Raw genomic sequence first — 18,531 nt, 5'->3', positions numbered from 1 at the left:
GCCCAGTTTGCCCGGCATGGGCAGCAGCATCAGCTGGCAGGATACAGGCGACGGCGGCGCGCGCGTCGTGCTGTCTGGCCGGCTGACCATCGATGATGTCGCCACGTTGACCGATGCGCTGGCCACGGTGCCGCCGCGCGCGCCGGGGCTGACAGTGGATCTTTCGGCCGCAGCCGCCATTGATACCGCCGGCGCCTGGGCGATCAACAGCCTGATCAACCGCTGGCATGATGCTGGCCACCTGGCCGAAGTGCAGGGTGCCGCCCCCGATATCGATCGGCTGATCCGCGCCCTTACCGTGCCGCCGCCACCCGTGAAGCGCCGGCCCGATGTGGGGAACCCGGTGCTGGCCCGGCTGGAGCAGATCGGCCGGGCCGTGGTGCGCCAGGCCGATAATGCCGGCGGCTTCCTCGCTTTCCTGGGCCAGACACTGGTGGTGCTGGCCATGACGCTGATCGGCCGCCGCCGCCTGCGCTGGCATGCCGTGGTGCACCAGGGCGAAGCCATCGGCATCAACGCGCTGGGCATCATCGGGCTGCTGCTGTTCCTGGTCGGGCTTGTCGTGGCGCAACAGGGCGCCGTGCAGCTGCGCCAGTTCGGGGCCGAGGTGTTCACCGTCAACCTGATCGGCAGAGCCACCACCCGCGAACTGGGCATCCTGCTCACGGCCATCATGGTCGCGGGCCGCTCCGGCTCGGCCTTTGCCGCCCAGATCGGATCGATGAAGCTCAACCAGGAGATCGATGCACTGCGCACCATCGGCCTTGATCCGATCGAGGTGCTGGTGGTGCCGCGCGTCATCGCCTGCTCGCTGATGCTGCTCGGCCTCGCCTTCTATGGCGGGCTGTGCGCGCTGGTGGCCGGCGGCCTGTTTGCGTGGAGCGAACTGGCGATGCCGCCGGCGGCCTATATCACCCGCCTGCAGGAAGTGATCCTGGTCTCCGATTTCGCCATCGGCATGATCAAGGCGCCGGTGTTTGGCTTCATCATCGCCATCATGGGCTGTTTCCACGGCTTCCAGGTGACGGGCAACGCCGAATCGGTGGGCAGCCGCACCACCCAGGCGGTGGTGGAGGCGATCTTCGTCGTCATCGTCTTCGATGCCTTCTTCGCCTTCTTCTTCAGCGCGCTGGGTTACAACTGATGGCTGCGCTCTCCGCCACCCTGGCTGATGGTGCCGATGTCGCGGTGCGCGTGCGGGGGCTGGTTACCGGTTTTGGCGATCACATCCTGCACGATCATCTCGATCTGGATGTGGCGCGCGGCGAGATCCTGGGCCTCGTCGGCGGCTCGGGCAGCGGCAAATCGGTGCTGATGCGTACCATCATCGGGCTCAATCCGGCGCGGGCCGGCAGCGTGTCCATCTTTGGGCAGGATGCGCTCGCCGCCGACGCTGCGGCCCAGCGTGCCCTGCGCCGGCAATGGGGCGTGCTGTTCCAGGAAGGCGCGCTGTTTTCCGGCCTGACCGTGGCAGAGAATATCGAAGTGCCCATGCGCGAATTTCTTGCGCTGCCCGATGCGGTGATGGATGGGCTGGCCGCCGCCCGCCTGCGCCAGGTTGGCCTGCCGGCAGACAGCTGCACCAAATTCCCCTCCGAACTGTCGGGCGGCATGAAGAAGCGGGCAGGCCTTGCCCGCGCCCTGGCGCTCGATCCGCCGCTGCTGTTCCTCGATGAACCAACGGCCGGGCTCGATCCGATTTCGGCGGCGGCTTTTGACAATCTGATCAAGCTGCTGAAAGACACGTTGGGGCTCACGCTGTTCCTGATCACCCACGATCTCGATACGCTGATCGCGATCTGTGATCGGGTGGCGGTGCTGGGGGAAGGCAAGGTGCTGGCCTGTGGCACCGTGGATGAGTTGCGCGGATTTGATCATCCGTGGGTGCAGGAATATTTCGGCGGACCCCGCGGGCGCGCCGCCACCGGAGAAGCCGCCTGATGGAAAACCGCAGCAACTATGTGATCGTGGGCAGCATCGCGCTGGCGATGGTGATCGGCATCTTCGTGATGGTGCTGTGGCTGGCGCGCTTTTCGGGCGGCGACAGCAAGATCTACGACATCTATTTCAAGCAATCGATCACCGGCCTGGCGCTGGGATCGCCGGTGCAGTTCAACGGCGTCACGGTTGGCAAGATCACCCAGATTCGCCTGCTGCCGGAACGGCCCGAATATGTGCGCGTGCGCATCAACATCGATGGCGATGTGCCAGTGCTGGAAGGCACCACCGCCGGGGTGGAAGGCGTGGGCTTCACCGGCGTGTCGCAGATTCAGCTGGCCGGGGCCATGCAGGGCGGCAAGGAAATCACCGCACCCGGCCCCGATGGCGCCCCGGTGATCCCGCCGCGTACCGGCGGCCTCAACGATCTGCTCGCCACCGCGCCGGAAGTGCTGTCGAACGTCTCACTGCTCACCAAGCGGCTGAACGATGTGCTGAAGGATGAAAATCGCGAGGCACTGTCGGGGATCCTGAAGAACACCGATGTCGCCACTGCCGCATTGGCCAAGGGCGCGCCCGATCTGGCCGCAGCACTGGCTGAAGCGCGCACCACCATGACGGCGGCCACCGCCACCCTGCAACGCATCGAGGCGCTGGCCGGTTCAGGGCAAACGCTGGTGGATTCCGATCTGCGCCCGCTCGCGGCCGAACTGCGACGCACCGTGACCAGCGCCAATGCGACGCTGGCCAAGGTGGATGCCCTGGCCGGCAGCGCCCAGCCGGGGGTGGAGATGCTGGCCAACCAGACCATTCCGGAAACCACCCAGCTGATCCGCGAACTGCGGGAAACCACGTCGCGGCTGGGGGCGATTGCCGCGAAACTGGATGAAGACCCGGCTGGCGCCCTGATCGGCGGCCGCCGCCTGCCCGAATATCAACCGCCCCGGGAGAACCAGCAATGACGATCCGCCTGGCTTCGATCATCGCGGCCCTGGCGCTGGCCGGCTGCGGCCCGCTGGTGCAGGTGGGCGGCAACGCGCCCGCCCCCGATGCGCTGCTGGTGCTGCGCGCCGATGCGCCGCCGCCGCAATGGGCGGGGCCCACGGCAGTGGGGGACACGCTGGCCGTGGCCGTGCCCGATGTGCCGGCCGAATTGCAGACGCTGCGCCTGCCGGTGCAATTGACCAGTGCCACCGTGCAATATCTGGCTGGTGCCAGCTGGGCGGAGCAACCCAATCGCCAGTTCCAGCGTCTGCTCGCCGATACGCTGGCCGGGGCCGGCGTGGCGGTGCTCGATACACGCAGCGGCAGCATCGCACCCGCCCGCGCGCTCACGGGCCATCTGCGCGAATTCGGCCTGGATGTGCGCGGCGCCCCGGTGGTGCGCGTGCGTTATGACGCGCAATTGGCCGGGCCGCGCGGGGCCGGCACCGTGGCGCTGCGCAGCTTCGTGGCCGAAGAGAAAGTGACGAGCCAGCAGCCCGCGGTGGTCGCCGCCGCCCTCAACCGTGCCGCCAACCGGCTGGCCGGCGAAGTGGCGGCCTGGGTGAAGGGGTAGACGGGCGCATCGCTGTCCTACACCGGCAAAGCCTGTCATCATGGCGGAGTCCGGCATGTTGGCGCCGCCGGTGTGGACATGAATTGGCAAAGACAAAACCCGCGAGATGCGGAAAAAGCGTCAAATCCGGACGGGATGTGCGGGCCGGCTTCCCCACCCAAATAAACGGTTGCCCGCTGCCATGTCCGCCCTAAAACTGCCGCCAAACACGCCTTGGGAGTTTCCGTCATGCCCGCCAAAACGCCTTATGTCCGCCCCGATGTTGCCAATCTGCTGGCCATGATGGCCGCCAATCCGGGCCCGTCATTCACCGAAATGAGCCCCGCCGAAGGTCGCGCCATGTATCAGGGCATGGGCCAGATGCTGGAACTGCCGCGCGGCGAGATCGGCAGCACGGATCTGGTGCTGCCCGGCGGCATCAAGGCCCGGCTCTACACGCCGGCAGCGCTCGAAGATGGCACGGTTGTCGCCTATTATCATGGCGGCGGCTGGGTGATTGGCGATCTCGACACGCATGATCCGCTCTGTGCCGAAATTGCCCGGCAACTGTCTCGCCGCGTGTTGGCGGTGGATTATCGCCTGGCCCCGGAAGCCCGGTTCCCGGCCGCAGCCGAAGACTGCCTGGCCGCCACGCGCTGGCTGGCAGGTTCGCCCGCTGAAGTGGGCAGCGCCGTCACCGGCATCATCCCGGCCGGTGACAGCGCCGGCGGGCACATGGCGGCGCTCGTCACCCGCGAGCTGCACGGGGCTTTGCCGGTGCCGATCGTGGCGCAATGGCTGATCTATCCGGTGACCGACATGACCGCCGCCGAAGGTTCGATGGTGGAACTGGGCGACGGCTATGTGCTGACCAAGGCCACCATGGACTGGTTCATCGCCGCCTATATGGGCGACGCGACCGACAAGTTGCTCCACCCCTGGGCCAGCCCGCTGCACGCCGAAACGCTGGATGGCCTGCCGCCGGCGATGCTGCTCACCTGCGGGCTCGATCCGCTGCGCGATCAGGGCCGGGCCTATGCCGGCCGGCTGATCGAACATGGCGTGCGCACGATCTTCCGCGAAGCCGCCGGGCAGATCCACGGCTGCTTCACGATGCGGCAGGGCATCCCGTCCGCGCAGGATGATCTGGCAGGCTGCATCGCGGACTTGAAACTGCTGCTGGCATGACGCCGCCTTCCGCCATCCCGCGCGAACATCCTTCCGGCCTGCCCTATCGCCCCTGCGTGGGCGTGATGCTGGTCAATCCGGCGGGACTGGTCTTCACCGGCCAGCGCCTCGATCAGATGGTGGAGGCCTGGCAGATGCCGCAAGGCGGGATCGATCCGGGCGAAGACCCGTATGAAACCGCGCTGCGCGAATTGTGGGAGGAAACCGGCGTCGATCCGGCGCTGACGTCCTTGCTCGGCGAAACGCCGGAGTGGCATTATTACGACCTGCCCGACGATCTGATCGGCCGCATCTGGAAGGGCAGATATGCCGGCCAGCGCCAGAAATGGTATGCGCTGCGCTTCCACGGCACCGATGCTGACGTGAACATCGCGACGGATCACCCCGAGTTCCGCCATTGGCGCTGGAGCCCGGTCGACACGCTGGTGGAGATGGCGGCGCCGTTCAAGCGGGAGCTTTATGCGGATGTGATCGGGGTGCTCGCGCCCTATCTCTGAGCCTGCCAGTCGATCGGGGCCACCTTCGGCACCAGCACAGCCAGGCTGATGCAGGCGATCAGCGGCCCGGCCGCCGCAAGCGCGAAGGCCCAGCCATAGCTGCCGGTGGCATCAATGATTGCACCGGTTATGATCGGATTGGCGACGCCCGCCAGATTGCCGAAGCCGTTCTGCACGCCCACCCATTTGCCGGCGGCCAATGGCCCGGCAAACACCTGCGCCATCATGTTGACGCACACATGCTGCAAACCAAAGCCAAGACCAGCCAACACCAGCCCGGCAATCAACCCGGTCTGACTGTTTGACGCCCCGATCAGGGCAACCCCGCCCGTCGCCGCCAAGGCGCCCGCCATCGCCGCCGCCCGCCGCAACCGCTCCTGCGGCTGCCCACGCGCTACCAGCCGATCATTCACCAGCCCGACCAGCAGCGCCGCCACCGCCTGCGCGACGAACACGATACTGCCCAGCCACGCCATGTCGGCCAGCGAATAATGGCGCACGTCCACCAGCCACAGCGGCAACCAGGTGACGAGGAAGTAGAGCGCAAAGCCAAAGCATATCTGCACCAGTGACAGGCTGAGCGCCGGGCGATTGGCCAGAACATGCCAGTACCCCGGCCCGGCCGCTGCCCGCTCCATCGCAGCTGGACCAGGCAAACGCCGGATCAGCATCAGCCACGGCACCAGCCAGATCAAGGTAAGCAGGCCCATCGCACCAAAAAGCCAACGCCAGCCGAGACTGGCCAGCAACAGCCCGCCCGCCAATGTGCCCAGCGCCGGCCCCAGCGCCAGCCCGATCGACAGGGCACTATTGGCCGCACCCCGCCGCGCGTCGTCGACCTGATCAACGATCAGCTTGAAGGCCGCTGGAAACGCCACCGCTTCGCCCAGTCCGAGCAGCAGCCGCAACGCCACCAGCGTCACCAAACCGCCAACCAGACCGGTGAGCGCGGTTGCCACGCCCCACAGCGCCAGCCCCGCCGCCAGCAGCCAAGCGGCATTGACCCGGCCCACCAGCCATCCCATCAGCACCTGGCCGGGCGCATAGACCCAGAAGAACGCCGAAGCCGCCACGCCGAACTGTGTCGCCGTCAGTCCCAGATCAGCCTTCATCCGGGGTGCCGCAATCCCCAGCGTGCCACGATCAACATAGTTGATGAACACGGCCAGCCCCAGCAGCCAGATCAGCACGCTGATTGTCCCGGCCGACGCGCGCGGCTGCACCCCCGATTGTGCCATTGCTGCCCCCTTGCCGTGGCAGCGTGGGGACAGGCTGGCGGCGAGTCAAGCAAAGGCCGCCGCAGTTGTGCGGGGGCTGCGGGTGCGATAGACTTGCCTACAACAGGGGAGAATTGCCATGGCGGGGCTTGAAGGCGGATGCCTGTGCGGCGCGGTGCGCTACAGCGTGGCGGTGGAGCCGGTGATGCAGGCGGTGTGCCATTGCAGGAATTGCCAGCGCCAGGCCGGCAGTGGCTGGTCGATGATCATGGGCGTGCCGGCAGCGGCGCTGGCCATCACCGGCGAGGTGAAGACTTACGAGGATCACGGCGAGTCCGGCGGTGACGTGCTGCGGCAATTCTGCCCCAACTGCGGCTCACCGCTGTTCAGCCGGGTCTCGGCGGCGCCCGATCTCGTCTTCATCAAGGCCGGCACGCTGGATGATACCAGCCAGTTCACGCCGCAGATGCAGTTCTGGACCGACAGCAAGCAGCATTGGGTCGATATCGCCGGCGTACCGGGATTCGCCCGCAATCCGGGCTAGATCAGGCCGGCCAACGGGCTCGACGGATCGGCGTAGCGGCGCTTGCCCATGCGGCCGGCGCGGTAGGCGAGGCGGCCGGATTCCACCGCCAGCTTCATGGCGCGGGCCATCAGGATCGGGTCTTTCGCTTCGGCGATGGCGGTGTTCATCAGCACGCCGGCGCAGCCCAGTTCCATCGCCACCGCTGCATCCGACGCGGTGCCGACCCCGGCATCAACCAGCACGGGCACCTTGGCATTCTCGATGATCAGCCGCAGGTTGACCGGGTTCTGGATGCCAAGGCCCGATCCGATCAGGCTGCCCAGCGGCATGATGGCGGCGGCACCCAGCTCTTCCAGCTTCTTCGCGGCGATGGGATCATCGGCGCAATAGACCATGACGTCGAAGCCATCCTTCACGAGAATGTCGGTTGCCCGCAGCGTTTCCGCCATGTCCGGATAGAGGGTGCGCGCTTCGCCGAGCACTTCCAGCTTCACCAGATTCCAGCCACCCGCCTCGCGCGCCAGCCGCAGGGTGCGGATCGCATCGTCAGCGGTGAAGCAGCCGGCGGTGTTGGGCAGATAGGTGAAGCGCGCAGGGTCCAGGAAGTCCGTCAGCATCGGCTGGCTGCGGTCCATCACGTTGACGCGCCGCACCGCGACTGTGACGATCTCGGCCCCGCTGGCCTCGGCCGCGGCGGCGTTCTGGGCATAATCCCTGTATTTGCCGGTGCCGACAATCAGCCGTGAGGTGAAGCGGCGGCCGGCGACTTCCCACGTGTCATCGTCCTGCCCGCCACCAACAAAATGCACGATCTCAAGCGTGTCGCCTTCGGCCAGCACCACATCGGCAAAGGTCGAGCGCGGCACGATGGCGAGGTTGCGCTCCACCGCCACCTTTGCCACCGGCAGTTCCAGTTGTGCCAGCAGATCGGCAAGGCTGGCGCCTTCGGCAATGCGGCGCGGTTCGCCATTCAGGGTGATGGTCAGTTCCGTCATCGTCATCGTCATTGGCCAGTGGCCGCCGCCAGCACGGCGGCGCGCAGTTCGGGGATGCCGACGCCCTTTTCCGAACTGGTGGCGATCACTTCGGGATAGGCGGCGGGGTGGATGCGGGCGGCGGCGCTTGTCGTTTCCAGCACCTTGGCCAGCTCGGTCGGCTTGATCTTGTCGCCCTTGGTCAGCACCACCTGGAAACTCACGGCGGCCTTGTCGAGCAGGCTCATGATCTCGCGGTCCACTGGCTTGATGCCGTGGCGGCAATCGATCAGCACCAGCACGCGGCGCAGCACCTGGCGGCCGCGCAGATAGTCCTGGATCAGATGCTTCCACTGCCGCACCACGTCCTTGGGCGCCTCGGCAAAGCCATAGCCGGGCATGTCGATGATACGGAACAGCGTCGGCTCACCCACTTCGAACACGTTCAATTCCTGCGTGCGCCCCGGCGTGACCGAGGCCCGCGCCAGGCCATTGCGGCCGGTGATGGCGTTCAAGAGCGACGACTTGCCCACGTTGGAGCGACCGGCCACGGCCACTTCCGGCACGTCCGGCGCCGGCAGGAACTTCAGTTCCGGCGCCGACAGCAGGAAACTCACCGGCCCCGAAAAACGCTTGCGCGCGGCCTCGATCAGTTCGGCTTTTGCCGCTTCATCCGTCACTTGCGGCGGCGTCCTGCACTCGGCTTCGGCGCACCCGGTTTCGGGCCAGCGGGCTTGGGCGCGGGCTTGGGCGGGTTCGGCTTCACATCGATCACCGCGGCTGAAGGCGGCGTTGCCGGGGCCGGATATTTGCGATTCATGTAAAGCTGCTGCCCAATCGAAACCAGGTTGTTGATCGTCCAATAGAGCTGCAGGCCGGCCGCGAACGGCGCCATGAAGAACATGAACAGCCACGGCATCAGCGCAAACACCTGCTGCTGCACCGGGTCCATCTGCGCGGGGGAAAGCTTCTGCTGCAGCCACATGGTGACGCCGAGCAGGATTGGCAGCACGCCCAGCGCGATCATCGCCGGCGGCTGCCAGGCAATCAGGCCGAACAGGTTCAGGGGCGTCAGCGGATCGGGCGCGGACAGATCGGTGAGCCACAGCACGAACGGCTGGTGGCGCATCTCGATCGAGATCAGCAGCGTCTTGTAGAGCGCATAGAAGATCGGGATCTGCAGCAGGATCGGCAAGCAGCCGGCGAGCGGATTGACCTTCTCGTTCTTGTAGATGGCCATGATTTCCTGCTGCGCGCGCAGCTTGTCGTCGCCATATTTTTCCTGGATCGCCTTCATGCGCGGGCCGATCAGGCGCATCTTGGCCATCGATTCATATTGCTTGTTGGCAATCGGGAACATGATGGCGCGCACGATCAGCGTCAGCCCGATGATGGCGATGCCGAAATTGCCAGTGAACTTGAACAGGAAATCCAGCAGATAGAAGATCGGCTTGGCGATCACTTCGAACCAGCCCCAGCTCACCGACTTGTCGAGGCGCGGGATGCCGGCTTCGGTGTAGCGGTCGATCAGATCGACTTCCTTGGCGCCGGCAAACAATTTGGCGGTGCTGGTCACGCTGCCGCCCGCCGGCACGGTCACGGCCCCGGCCAGCCAATCGGCCTGATACTGGCCGGCGGCATATTGGAAGGTGGCATCAATCTTCGCCTTCTGGTCGGGCACCGAGGCAGCCAGCCAATATTTCTCGGTCAGGCCAAGCCAGCCACCGGTGGAGGTGAAGCGCTGCGGGCCATCCTCGCGCAGCTTCTCGAACTCCAGGTCACTGTCCTTCAGCGTGTCCTGCAACACACCCACCGGGCCGACATGGACATTGGTTTCAGCCGCAGCGGCTTCACCGCGGCGCGAAACAAGGCCGAACGGCTGCAGCACCACCGGCGCGGCGCCGGGGTTGCTGATGCTCTGCTCAACGGTGAACAGGAAATCCTTGTCCACGCTGATCTTCTGGCGGAACACGAGGCCCTGCGGCGAGGTCCAGCTCAGCGTCACCGGGGCCGATGTCGTCAGTGTCGTGCGGTCAGCCGTCCATACGGCGGTAGCTGGCGGCGCGACGGCACCCACCCAGCCGAACTGGGCAAATTGCGCGTCGGCGGTGCGGCTCGGCGAGAACAGGCGCACGGGCGGCGATGTCTTGTCGTTGGTCTGGCGATAGCTGGGCAGCACCAGATCGTCGAACCGCGCGCCGGTGAGATTGATCGAGCCCTTCAGGCGCGGCGTGTCGATGGCCACGCGCGGACCAGCGGCCAGCGCCGCCTCCCGCCCGATCACCGCACCCGGGCCGGCGATCGCCGGAGCCGATCCAGCCGCAGCCGGCGCTGCCGCGCTGGTGGCGGCAACGCCGGGCCTGGGCTGTTCTGCGGGGAAGAATCGATCGGCCACGAAGGTCCAGCCGATCAGCACGAACGCCGAAAGCACGACGGCCAGAACGATATTCTTCACGTCGGGCGATTGATTGTCCTGGGGAGGCACGCGTGTCTCTCTGGCTGGAAGGGCAGGATTCGGTTGGGATCGCGGCTGCTATAGCCGGTGAGGGTCTGGGATCAACTAATCCATGGGCCGTCACGAAGCAAGGAAGGCCGCTAGAAGTGAGTGAGTGCGGGCTGATAGCAACGCTATCAGCCAATCGAACGAGCGCGCTAGCGGCCTTCCTTGCTTCGCCCGAAGGGTGGCTCGGAGGGGCAATATGGCGTCGTTGCAGTCGCTTGCCGGGGGGCGAAGCCCCGCCAGCGCGACCGCGCCTAGCCATATTGCCCCTCCGGGCCATGCCGGCCCATGGATTAGTTGATCCCAGACCCTATGGCACCGGGTCATAGCCCGAACCCCCCCAGGGGTGGCAGCGGGCAATGCGGCGAACGGCAAGATCAAGACCCTTCACAGGCCCATGGCGTTCGATGGCGGTGATGGCATAGGCCGAACAGCTGGGCGAAAAGCGGCAAGTGGGCGGCAGGACGGCCGAAAATGTCACCTGCCACAGGCGGATCGGCCAGATCAGCAGGGTTTTCATGTCCGGTCCGTCTCCTTGGGCTTGGGCGGGAGATGGGCCTTGGCGAGCGCCTTTTCCAGATCAGCGCGCAACACGGCGAAATCGCGGGTCAGGCCGGCCTCCCGCCCGATCAGCACATGATCGGCGCCGCTGTGGCCGTAGGCGGGCAGGGTAAGCAACACAATCTCGCGCAGGCGGCGCTTCAGCCGGTTGCGGATCACGCTGTTGCCGATCTTCTTGGTGACGGTATAGCCGGCCCGCATCGTGTCGCTGCCGTCATCGCGCTGCCGAACAAGCAGCACAAAGCCGGCGGATGCGACCCGCCGGCCCTGATTTGCAGCCAGGAAATCCCGTCGCTGCCGGATGGTCTCCGGCGCGCGCATCAGCGTCAGGCCGAAAGCTTCTTGCGGCCGCGGGCGCGACGGGCGCGGATGACATTGCGGCCGCCAACAGTGGCCATGCGCGCGCGGAAGCCGTGACGGCGGGCGCGGACGAGCTTGGACGGCTGATAAGTGCGCTTCATGGGAAACAGTCCTGAAAACAGATTCGAGTTGGCCGCAGTTGCCTGCGTCCGGAAAGAGTGGTGCCGATAATGGGCTCTGGCGGCAGAGTCAACGCACTTGTCACTGGACAAGCGGCTTGTGCGTGGCAATGGGCGAAGCCATGGAACGCTCACCGCTCGCCCTGCCCTTCCCCGCCCTTGCCCCCATCGCCGGGGTGCGCATCGGCACGGCCAGCGTCGCCTACAAGAAATGGACGCGCGATTGCGTCACGCTGGTGGAACTGGCCCCAGGCACGGTGGTGGCAGGGGTGACGACGCAATCGAAATGTCCGTCGCCCGAAGTGGAACTGTGCCGGGCGAAACTGCCGCAGGGCAAGGCGCGCGGGCTGATCGTCAACGCCGGCAACAGCAATGCCTTCACCGGCATGAGCGGCCGGGAGGCGGCCCAGGCGCAGGCGACGCGGGTTGCCGAAGTGCTGGGCTGTGATGCAGCCGAGGTGTTCAGCGCCTCCACCGGCGTGATCGGCGTGCCGCTGCCGGTCGATCTGGCGTTGTCGGGCGTGACCCAAGCGCATGCGGCGCTGGGCACGGCCGACTGGCTGGCGGCGACCAACGCCATCGGCACGACCGACACCTTCCCCAAGGCCGCCACGGCCAGCGCCATCGTCGCCGGCCGCCAAGTGACCATCGTGGGGATCGTGAAGGGTAGCGGCATGATCATGCCCGACATGGCGACCATGCTGGGCTTCATCTTTTCGGATGCCGCCGTCACGCCAGCGCTGTGGCAGCAGATGCTGCACGCCGCCGTGGGGCCGACGTTCAACAGCATCACCGTGGACAGCGACACCAGCACATCCGACACGGTGCTGGCCTTCGCCACCGGTGCCGCCGGCCATCCCGTGCTCATCAGCATGGACAATGCGGGCGCCGACGCGCTCGCCGCCGCGCTGGCCGATGTGTGCCGGCAACTTGCGATCCTCGTGGTGCGCGATGGCGAAGGCGCGCAGAAATTGATCGAAGTGAACGTGGCCGGCGCGGTGGACGATGTTTCGGCCAAGCGCGTCGCCATGAGCATCGCCAATTCGCCGCTGCTGAAAACCGCGATTGCCGGCGGGGATGCCAATTGGGGCCGGGTTGTGATGGCGGTGGGCAAGGCCGGCGAACCGGCCGAACGCGATCTCCTGAGCATCCGTTTCGGCGACACGCTGGTGGCCAATCAGGGCATGGTCGTCCCCGGCTATGATGAGGCCCCGGTGGCGGCGCACCTCGCGGGGCAAGAGGTGCGCCTCACCGTTGACCTGGGCCTTGGTTCTGGCCGCGCCCGCGTGTGGACCTGCGATCTCACCCACGGCTACATCAGCATCAATGCGGATTATCGCAGCTGAACGCTGCGGGGGCAGATTATCGCAGCTGATGCAGCCGCAGCTCCAGCCGGTGCAGCTCGCGCAGCACCCGGTTGGCTTGCATCATCGGGTTCATCGACAATTTCACGATCAGCGACAGCAGCAGCAAGGTCGCCGCCGGCAAGCCCCAGTGCAGGGCGCTGAGCACATCGGTGGCGGCAAAAAATTGCCAGCCGGCCCACACCGAGGCGAGGAAGGCCGCCGCCTGCACCAGCATCAGCAGCCAGTTCACCCAGCTGCCCGGCCCGGAAAACAGGCCCAGCGCCTCGCCGATGAAGCCCGGTTCCGGGCCCATGCGGGCCAGCAAGGCGCGTTCTTCGGCGGCCACCGCCGCATCAATGTCGTTCTCGGTCATGTGTCGTCTCCTTCCAATATGGCCCGCAGCTTGCGGCGGGCGTGAAACAGCCTGGTCTTCACCGTGCCGACCGGCACCGCCAGCGCCACGGCCACTTCCGCCACCGAAAGCTGATCGAAATGATGCAGCGCGATGGCCGCGCGTTGTTCGGGCGGCAAGCTGCGGATGGCGGCGTGCAGGCCTGCATGGTCACCGGCCGGCGCGGCATCGGGTGGCAGTTGCGGTTCCGCTGCCAGCGCGGCGGCCAGCGCGCGGCCCCGCTGGTTGTGGCGGATGCTGCCGGCACAACGGCGGGTAACGATGCGATAGGCCCAGGCCGGAAAGGCGTGCGCATCATCCAGCCGCGGCAGCCCGCGCACGATATCGATCCAGCCGGCCTGCACGGCATCGCGCGCTGCCTCGCCATCGCCGAGCAGGCGCATCGCATGGGCCAGCAGCCGGCGCTGCCAGCGGGCAGCCAACAGCGCCAGTGCGCGCCTGTCGCCACAACGGGCATCGGCCACCAGGCAGGCTTCGATCAGGCGGTCTTGCGGGTTCATCGTGGCATAGGTGGCCACGACAGCGCGATTGGTTCAATCGCCGATGCAATATTCCAAGCGCCCTCCCGTTTTGGGGGATGGCGCGGCCGCGCGAAAGGCCGATCATCCCCAGCATGATCCCGATCCTCTACCATTATGACATCTCGCCCTATGCCGAACTGGTGCGCACCGGTTTTGGCGCCAAGGGGCTGACCTGGGGCAGCGTGATGGTATCGAGTATCCTGCCCAAACCCGACCAGACGCGGTTGACCGGTGGTTATTGCCGGACGCCGGTGGTGCAGATCGGGGCCGACATCTATTGCGACACGCTCGCCATCATGCCGGCACTCGAAGCCCTGGGCGGGCACACGCTTTATCCGGCGCCCCTGGGCCAGATGCATCGCATGGCAGCAAGCTGGGCCAACGGCCCGCAGTTCACCGCGCATGTGATTGCCGGCTTCAGCGCCATACCGCCTGAATCGTTTGACGAGAATTTCGTCAAGGATCGCCAGGCGCGCTTTGGCCTGAACCTGGCCAGCCTTACGGCAGCCGGGCCCCATTACCTGGGCCAGGCGCTGGCCTGCGCCGACCTGCTGTCACATATGCTTGCCGACGGCCGCGCCTTCATGGGCGGCGATGCGCCCGGCGCCGGCGATCTGGCACACTACAGCAATATCTGGATGGTGAAGAAGAATCCGGGCTCAGCCGCCGTTGCCGACCAGTTGCTGGCGCTGCCGCACGTGGCTGACTGGTATGCGCGGGTGGCTGGCATCGGCCATGGCGACAGGCGCGAGATGACCGGTGCCGAGGCGATGGCGGAGGCCCGTGCCGCCACGCCGATACCGGTCGTGGGCACTGTGGCCGCGCCTTATGTGGCCGGGATGATGGCGGCTGTCAGCCAGCCCGAAACGAAGGACCCGCCCACCATCGGGCGGCTGCTGCGCTGTGATGCCGGCGGCATCACCCTCGCACGCGAAGTGGACGGTGAGCCCGGGTTCACCGTCCCCAAGTTCACCGTGCACGTGCATTTTCCGCGATTGGGGCAGGTGGTGGCGCCGGCCTAGGCCAGCGCGCTCGTCAGCCCCTGCGTTGGCCTCAAGCCAGCGCGCCCGTCAACCACGCCTTCAGTTCACCCTTGGGCCGCGCGCCGACCATGGTGGCCGCCGGTTGCCCGCCCTTGAACAGGATCATGGTGGGGATCGACATCACGCCATAACGGCCGGGTGCGTCCGGGTTCTCGTCGATATTGACCTTGACGATCTCCACCCCGTCCAGCTCGTTGTTCAGCTCTTCCAGCGCCGGGGCGATCATGCGGCAGGGGCCGCACCATTCGGCCCAGAAATCGACCAGCACCGGCTTGTCGGCACTGATCACATCGGCATGGAAGCTGGCATCGGTCACGGCTTTGGTCATCGGAAGACTCCGCAGATAAGGTTCACATCGGATAGATAGGCGCTGGCCCGTCCGGCTGCAATGCGGCTGATGGCTGCCATGCGCTGAGCACATCGCCCGGCACCTCGATCAGGCGCGGTCCCGCCGTGTAGAGCAGCCCGGCCCGCACCGTGCGGCCCGGAAACACGCGGGCCAAGGCAGCGGCATAGGCGCCCATCTGCGCCAGGTGTGACGGCGGCACCATATCAAGCCCGGCCGGCACGCGGCTGCCGGTCTTGAAATCCACGGCCAGCACCTCGGTCTCGCTCACCAGCAGCCGATCAATGCTGCCGGCGATCACCGTTTCGCCCAGCACGGCGGCCACCGGTGCTTCGGTGAGTGCGCCGGCGGCAAACACGGCCGCAAATTCCGGATCATCGAGCACGGCCAGCACCGTCGCCGCCAGTTCCTCTGCTTCCAGATCGGGCACGTTCAACGCGCACCATTGCAGCGCCACCTCGCGGCGAACGTCGATGGCAAGCCCCGGCAGGGTTTCGAACAGCCGATGCAGCGCCGTCCCGCGCCGCGCCGCCGCCAGCCGCGCCGCATCGGGCGGCGGATCGGCCACCGTGTCCGGCCCCAGGCTGGATGGGGCCAGCGGGCGCGGCGGGCGGGCTTCGGCCGGGGCCTGACGCAGCCACCAGCGATCGGTAGGCAGCAACGTGGCATCGGGTTTCACGTCGGCCTCGCGCAGCACCGTCGGCGGGCCGGAACGGAACAGCCGCACCGGTTGCGGCCAATGCGGATTGTCCACCGCCTCCAGATCGGTCAGCGCCCCCTCAACCAGCTGGTACCAGCTTTCGGGATGCACATCCCATTTCTTGCCGGGCTTGGTGGCGCCGCCGATGCACAACACTTCCTCGGCCCGCGTCAGCGCCACATAGAGCAGCCGGCGATGCTCGCGCGCGGCCCTGGCGGCACGATCGGTTTCGGCAGCGGCCAGGAAGGCCGGCGGCGCCACCAGCTTGGTCGGAACCCACAACGGCAGTTCCGGGCCGTTGCCCAGTGCCAGCAGCAGCGCGCCCTTCTCGGGCGGCGGCACATGGCAGGCATCGGCCATGATCACGATCGGCGCCTGCAGGCCCTTGGCACCATGCACCGTCATCAACCGCACCGCATCGATGGCGGCTTCGGGATCGCGCTTCACCTCCAGATCCTCGGCCGCCATCCAGGCCACGAACGCCTGCAAGCTGGCTGCGCCCGCCGCTTCGCAGGCCAGCGCCTGATCGAGCACGGTATCGATGGCATCACGGGCTTCCTCACCCAGCCGCGCCAGCAGCTTGCGGCGACCAGCGAGCGGCCCGGACAGGATGGTTTCCAGGAAACGATAGGGCGACACGTCCGCCGCCAGCCGCAACACCTCGGCCAGCACGGCGCGCGGCGCCGCCACGGCGGGATCGTCGCTGGCGAGCACTGCCGCCCACAGGCTGCCCGGCCGTCCGGCGGCGATCCCGGTGAGCTGATCATGATCAAGGCCGCAGAAGGGCGAGACCAGCAGCGCCGCCAGCGTGAGATCATCATCGGGCTGACAGGCGAACTGCACCAACGCCAGCAGATCGGCCACGGCCAGCGGCTCGGCCAAGTTCAGCCGGTCAGCGCCGGCCACCGGCACGCCGGCTTCGTGCAGCGCCGTCACCAGCGCGTTCATCAGCCCGCTGCGCTTGCGCACCAGCACCAAGATGTCTTGCGCGGCTGCCCGCCGGCCACTGGCGGGCAGGATCAGCGCGGTTTCCGGCGCCAGCCAGCCCGCGACAGTCGCGGCGATATGGCGCGCCATGGCGATATGCTGTGCCAGTGGCGGGGAATCATCTTCTGCAGCATCGTCGTCGTCCTCGTCCGCAGTGCTGCCGGCATCGGGCAGCAATGGCGGCCACAGCATCACCAGCCCGGCACCCTGCTTGTGGGCGACATGCGGCTCCACCCCCTGCGGATCGAACATCTCGGGGCCAACATGGCCAATCACCTGGTCCACCACGTCAAGAATGGCCGGCACCGATCGGAAATTCACGGTGAGCGGCAGTTCCTTCCAGCGGTCCGGTTCCGCCTCGCAGAGCTGGAAAAACACCTCGCGCATGTCGGCATAGATCAGTGGATCAGCACCCTGAAAGCCCATGATGGACTGTTTGAAATCGCCGACCACGAAAAGGCTACGGAACTGGTCACGCTGGCCCAGCCCCGAGAAATATTCCTCCACCAGCGCCCGGATCACCTGCCATTGCAGCAGGTTGGTATCCTGCGCTTCATCAACCAGCACATGATCGATGCGGCTGTCGAGCTTGAAGCGCACCCAATCGGCGGCGCCCGGCTCACCCAGCAGGCGCGCGGCGGCGGCGATCATGTCGTCATAATCGATCACCCCGGCGCGGTGTTTGGCCGCGCGCCAATCCTGCGCCAGCCGCACCGCCACGCGCAGGTGGCGGCCGGCGAAGGCCAGGATCTGCCAGCGTTCGAGATCGGCGCGCAGGCTGAGCAGCTGCGCCTGAAGTTCGGCGCAGAAGGGCCGCCAGTCGGGATTCTCGGCATCAAGGTCCTTCAAAACCAGCGTAGTGAGTAGCAGGGGCTCGTTCTTGGTGGAAAAGAACAGCCGCCACAGCTGATCCCAAAGCGCCGGCTTGTTGCTCGCCATGAGAAAAGCAACCAGATTCCCTGCCAGCTTTTGCGATGTGGCTTTGTCCTGCCGGCCGAGTGCCTGCGCGAACTGCTGCAATTTCAGCAATGGCAGCGCCGCTATCCCCGCTGCCAGCGTCGCCGCCTCACTGTCACCATCGGCCAGGCCCAGCGCACGGCGCAGCAGCGGCTCCACACCCTCTACGCGCAATTCCGCCAGCGCAGCGCCGTGGCGGGCCAGCGTCTTCATGATCGCTTGCAGCCGGGCCTCGCCACCATCGATGGCGATCTCCGCCACATCGGCCAGAAACCTGGGGTTGGACGTATCGGTGAGCGCATCGGTCAGCACACGGCGGCGCAGCAGCGCGGCGGCGCGGTCATCGAGCGTCTGGAACCCCGGCGTGATGCCGGCCTCCACCGGAAAGCTGGCGATCAGCCCTTGCGCGAAACTGTGGATGGTCTGGATGGCAAGGCCGGCGGGCGCTTCCAGCACGGCGGCAAACAGCCCGCGCGCAGTGGCGCAGGTTTCGGCATCGGTCGCCGCCCCGATGGCCTTCAGGTCATGGGCCAGTTCGGCGTCGGTGCAGCCCGCCCACCACGCCAGCCGCGCCATCACCCGGTTCTGCATTTCGGCGGCGGCCAGCTTGGTGAAGGTCAGGCACAATATCGCATCGGGCCGCGCGCCGGTCAGCAACAGCCGCAGCACGCGCGCGCTCAAGACCTGCGTCTTGCCGGTCCCGGCCGAAGCCGCCACCCAGGCATGCACCTGCGGATCGGCCGCATCCGCCTGCGCCGGCTTCAGCGGTTCCAGCGCCCTGGTGCGTTCACGGTTCATGGCA

General features: G+C 66.8%; 20 protein-coding genes. 9 read left to right on the top strand and 11 right to left on the bottom strand.

Annotated features, from left to right (window positions below; all coding sequences use genetic code 11):
* Positions 1 to 16: 16 nt before the first annotated feature.
* The 6 genes from D619_RS0102920 to D619_RS0102895 all read left to right on the top strand — a co-directional run bounded on the left by D619_RS0102920 (position 17) and on the right by D619_RS0102895 (position 5,160).
* Positions 17 to 1,144 carry an ABC transporter permease gene (locus D619_RS0102920; RefSeq protein ID WP_017667067.1) on the top strand — a complete coding sequence of 376 codons (1,128 nt, stop codon included), beginning with the start codon at positions 17 to 19 and terminating at the stop codon, positions 1,142 to 1,144.
* On the top strand, positions 1,144 to 1,941 hold the full coding sequence (locus tag D619_RS0102915; RefSeq protein WP_017667066.1) for an ATP-binding cassette domain-containing protein: 798 nt from the start codon (positions 1,144 to 1,146) through the stop codon (positions 1,939 to 1,941). The genes D619_RS0102920 and D619_RS0102915 overlap by 1 nt, the downstream gene beginning before the upstream one ends.
* A complete protein-coding gene (locus tag D619_RS0102910; protein WP_017667065.1) occupies positions 1,941 to 2,900 on the top strand; it encodes an MlaD family protein in 960 nt (319 codons plus the stop codon). Before D619_RS0102915 ends, D619_RS0102910 begins: the two co-directional genes overlap by 1 nt.
* On the top strand, positions 2,897 to 3,496 hold the full coding sequence (locus tag D619_RS0102905; protein WP_017667064.1) for an ABC-type transport auxiliary lipoprotein family protein: 600 nt from the start codon (positions 2,897 to 2,899) through the stop codon (positions 3,494 to 3,496). Before D619_RS0102910 ends, D619_RS0102905 begins: the two co-directional genes overlap by 4 nt.
* A gap of 228 nt (positions 3,497 to 3,724) precedes the next feature.
* Positions 3,725 to 4,663, top strand: coding sequence for an alpha/beta hydrolase (locus D619_RS0102900; protein WP_017667063.1), 939 nt, complete (start codon positions 3,725 to 3,727; stop codon positions 4,661 to 4,663).
* The gene (locus D619_RS0102895) at positions 4,660 to 5,160 is read left to right on the top strand and encodes an RNA pyrophosphohydrolase (protein ID WP_017667062.1); all 501 of its coding nucleotides are present in this window, start codon (positions 4,660 to 4,662) and stop codon (positions 5,158 to 5,160) included. Before D619_RS0102900 ends, D619_RS0102895 begins: the two co-directional genes overlap by 4 nt.
* On the opposite strand, the gene D619_RS15395 is transcribed toward D619_RS0102895, so the two are convergent.
* Positions 5,151 to 6,398, bottom strand: coding sequence for an MFS transporter (locus D619_RS15395; protein WP_017667061.1), 1,248 nt, complete (start codon positions 6,396 to 6,398; stop codon positions 5,151 to 5,153). The genes D619_RS0102895 and D619_RS15395 overlap by 10 nt on opposite strands.
* A gap of 118 nt (positions 6,399 to 6,516) precedes the next feature.
* Here D619_RS15395 and D619_RS0102885 point away from each other — a divergent pair, with 118 nt between their 5' ends.
* Positions 6,517 to 6,921: a GFA family protein gene (locus D619_RS0102885; protein WP_051033434.1), complete on the top strand. Its 405-nt coding sequence runs from the start codon at positions 6,517 to 6,519 to the stop codon at positions 6,919 to 6,921.
* Here the strand turns inward: D619_RS0102885 and thiS are convergent.
* From thiS to rpmH, 6 genes are all read right to left on the bottom strand, one after another.
* Positions 6,918 to 7,910, bottom strand: a complete 993-nt coding sequence (thiS, locus tag D619_RS0102880) for a sulfur carrier protein ThiS (RefSeq protein WP_017667058.1) — start codon at positions 7,908 to 7,910, stop codon at positions 6,918 to 6,920. The genes D619_RS0102885 and thiS overlap by 4 nt on opposite strands.
* Positions 7,907 to 8,557: a ribosome biogenesis GTP-binding protein YihA/YsxC gene (yihA, locus tag D619_RS0102875; protein ID WP_017667057.1), complete on the bottom strand. Its 651-nt coding sequence runs from the start codon at positions 8,555 to 8,557 to the stop codon at positions 7,907 to 7,909. The genes thiS and yihA overlap by 4 nt, the downstream gene beginning before the upstream one ends.
* Positions 8,554 to 10,362, bottom strand: coding sequence for a membrane protein insertase YidC (gene yidC, locus D619_RS15390; RefSeq protein ID WP_017667056.1), 1,809 nt, complete (start codon positions 10,360 to 10,362; stop codon positions 8,554 to 8,556). The genes yihA and yidC overlap by 4 nt, the downstream gene beginning before the upstream one ends.
* A gap of 325 nt (positions 10,363 to 10,687) precedes the next feature.
* Positions 10,688 to 10,897, bottom strand: a complete 210-nt coding sequence (gene yidD, locus D619_RS0102865) for a membrane protein insertion efficiency factor YidD (RefSeq protein WP_017667055.1) — start codon at positions 10,895 to 10,897, stop codon at positions 10,688 to 10,690.
* On the bottom strand, positions 10,894 to 11,259 hold the full coding sequence (gene rnpA / locus D619_RS15385) for a ribonuclease P protein component (protein ID WP_017667054.1): 366 nt from the start codon (positions 11,257 to 11,259) through the stop codon (positions 10,894 to 10,896). Before rnpA ends, yidD begins: the two co-directional genes overlap by 4 nt.
* A 5-nt stretch (positions 11,260 to 11,264) precedes the next feature.
* Positions 11,265 to 11,399, bottom strand: coding sequence for a 50S ribosomal protein L34 (rpmH, locus tag D619_RS0102855; protein ID WP_017667053.1), 135 nt, complete (start codon positions 11,397 to 11,399; stop codon positions 11,265 to 11,267).
* 140 nt (positions 11,400 to 11,539) lie between these two features.
* On the opposite strand from rpmH, the gene argJ reads away from it, so the two are divergent.
* Positions 11,540 to 12,763 (top strand): bifunctional glutamate N-acetyltransferase/amino-acid acetyltransferase ArgJ, encoded by a 1,224-nt coding sequence (argJ, locus tag D619_RS0102850; protein WP_026090639.1) that lies wholly within the window; start codon positions 11,540 to 11,542, stop codon positions 12,761 to 12,763.
* Positions 12,764 to 12,779: 16 nt separating this feature from the next.
* Here the strand turns inward: argJ and D619_RS18275 are convergent, their stop codons facing one another.
* Positions 12,780 to 13,136, bottom strand: a complete 357-nt coding sequence (locus D619_RS18275) for a DUF6768 family protein (RefSeq protein ID WP_017667051.1) — start codon at positions 13,134 to 13,136, stop codon at positions 12,780 to 12,782.
* A complete protein-coding gene (locus D619_RS0102840; RefSeq protein ID WP_017667050.1) occupies positions 13,133 to 13,693 on the bottom strand; it encodes a sigma-70 family RNA polymerase sigma factor in 561 nt (186 codons plus the stop codon). The genes D619_RS18275 and D619_RS0102840 overlap by 4 nt, the downstream gene beginning before the upstream one ends.
* Positions 13,694 to 13,788: 95 nt before the next feature.
* On the opposite strand from D619_RS0102840, the gene D619_RS17080 reads away from it, so the two are divergent.
* A complete protein-coding gene (locus D619_RS17080) occupies positions 13,789 to 14,718 on the top strand; it encodes a glutathione S-transferase family protein (RefSeq protein ID WP_193743240.1) in 930 nt (309 codons plus the stop codon).
* A 31-nt stretch (positions 14,719 to 14,749) separates the two neighbouring features.
* Here the strand turns inward: D619_RS17080 and trxA are convergent, their stop codons facing one another.
* Together trxA and addA are read right to left on the bottom strand one after the other, a co-directional pair.
* The gene (gene trxA / locus D619_RS0102830) at positions 14,750 to 15,067 is read right to left on the bottom strand and encodes a thioredoxin (protein WP_017667048.1); all 318 of its coding nucleotides are present in this window, start codon (positions 15,065 to 15,067) and stop codon (positions 14,750 to 14,752) included.
* Between the two features lie 22 nt (positions 15,068 to 15,089).
* The gene (gene addA / locus D619_RS15375; RefSeq protein ID WP_033372849.1) at positions 15,090 to 18,527 is read right to left on the bottom strand and encodes a double-strand break repair helicase AddA; all 3,438 of its coding nucleotides are present in this window, start codon (positions 18,525 to 18,527) and stop codon (positions 15,090 to 15,092) included.
* Positions 18,528 to 18,531 lie beyond the last annotated feature (4 nt).

Source organism: Sandarakinorhabdus sp. AAP62, from assembly GCF_000331225.1.
Classification (GTDB): Bacteria; Pseudomonadota; Alphaproteobacteria; order Sphingomonadales; family Sphingomonadaceae; genus Sandarakinorhabdus.
This window is presented reverse-complemented; position numbering and strand designations above follow the sequence as displayed.

Bases quoted from the DNA above. Each gene is read 5' to 3' on its own strand.
- D619_RS0102895 (WP_017667062.1), top strand. From the start codon at position 4,660: ATGACGCCGCCTTCCGCCATCCCGCGCGAACATCCTTCCGGCCTGCCC.
- addA (WP_033372849.1), bottom strand. From the start codon at position 18,527: ATGAACCGTGAACGCACCAGGGCGCTGGAACCGCTGAAGCCGGCGCAG.
- D619_RS0102915 (WP_017667066.1), top strand. From the start codon at position 1,144: ATGGCTGCGCTCTCCGCCACCCTGGCTGATGGTGCCGATGTCGCGGTG.
- yidD (WP_017667055.1), bottom strand. From the start codon at position 10,897: ATGAAAACCCTGCTGATCTGGCCGATCCGCCTGTGGCAGGTGACATTT.
- thiS (WP_017667058.1), bottom strand. From the start codon at position 7,910: ATGACGATGACGATGACGGAACTGACCATCACCCTGAATGGCGAACCG.
- D619_RS0102900 (WP_017667063.1), top strand. From the start codon at position 3,725: ATGCCCGCCAAAACGCCTTATGTCCGCCCCGATGTTGCCAATCTGCTG.
- rpmH (WP_017667053.1), bottom strand. From the start codon at position 11,399: ATGAAGCGCACTTATCAGCCGTCCAAGCTCGTCCGCGCCCGCCGTCAC.
- D619_RS0102905 (WP_017667064.1), top strand. From the start codon at position 2,897: ATGACGATCCGCCTGGCTTCGATCATCGCGGCCCTGGCGCTGGCCGGC.
- D619_RS0102885 (WP_051033434.1), top strand. From the start codon at position 6,517: ATGGCGGGGCTTGAAGGCGGATGCCTGTGCGGCGCGGTGCGCTACAGC.
- D619_RS18275 (WP_017667051.1), bottom strand. From the start codon at position 13,136: ATGACCGAGAACGACATTGATGCGGCGGTGGCCGCCGAAGAACGCGCC.
- D619_RS0102920 (WP_017667067.1), top strand. From the start codon at position 17: ATGGGCAGCAGCATCAGCTGGCAGGATACAGGCGACGGCGGCGCGCGC.
- D619_RS15395 (WP_017667061.1), bottom strand. From the start codon at position 6,398: ATGGCACAATCGGGGGTGCAGCCGCGCGCGTCGGCCGGGACAATCAGC.
- argJ (WP_026090639.1), top strand. From the start codon at position 11,540: ATGGAACGCTCACCGCTCGCCCTGCCCTTCCCCGCCCTTGCCCCCATC.
- rnpA (WP_017667054.1), bottom strand. From the start codon at position 11,259: ATGCGCGCGCCGGAGACCATCCGGCAGCGACGGGATTTCCTGGCTGCA.
- trxA (WP_017667048.1), bottom strand. From the start codon at position 15,067: ATGACCAAAGCCGTGACCGATGCCAGCTTCCATGCCGATGTGATCAGT.
- D619_RS17080 (WP_193743240.1), top strand. From the start codon at position 13,789: ATGATCCCGATCCTCTACCATTATGACATCTCGCCCTATGCCGAACTG.
- D619_RS0102910 (WP_017667065.1), top strand. From the start codon at position 1,941: ATGGAAAACCGCAGCAACTATGTGATCGTGGGCAGCATCGCGCTGGCG.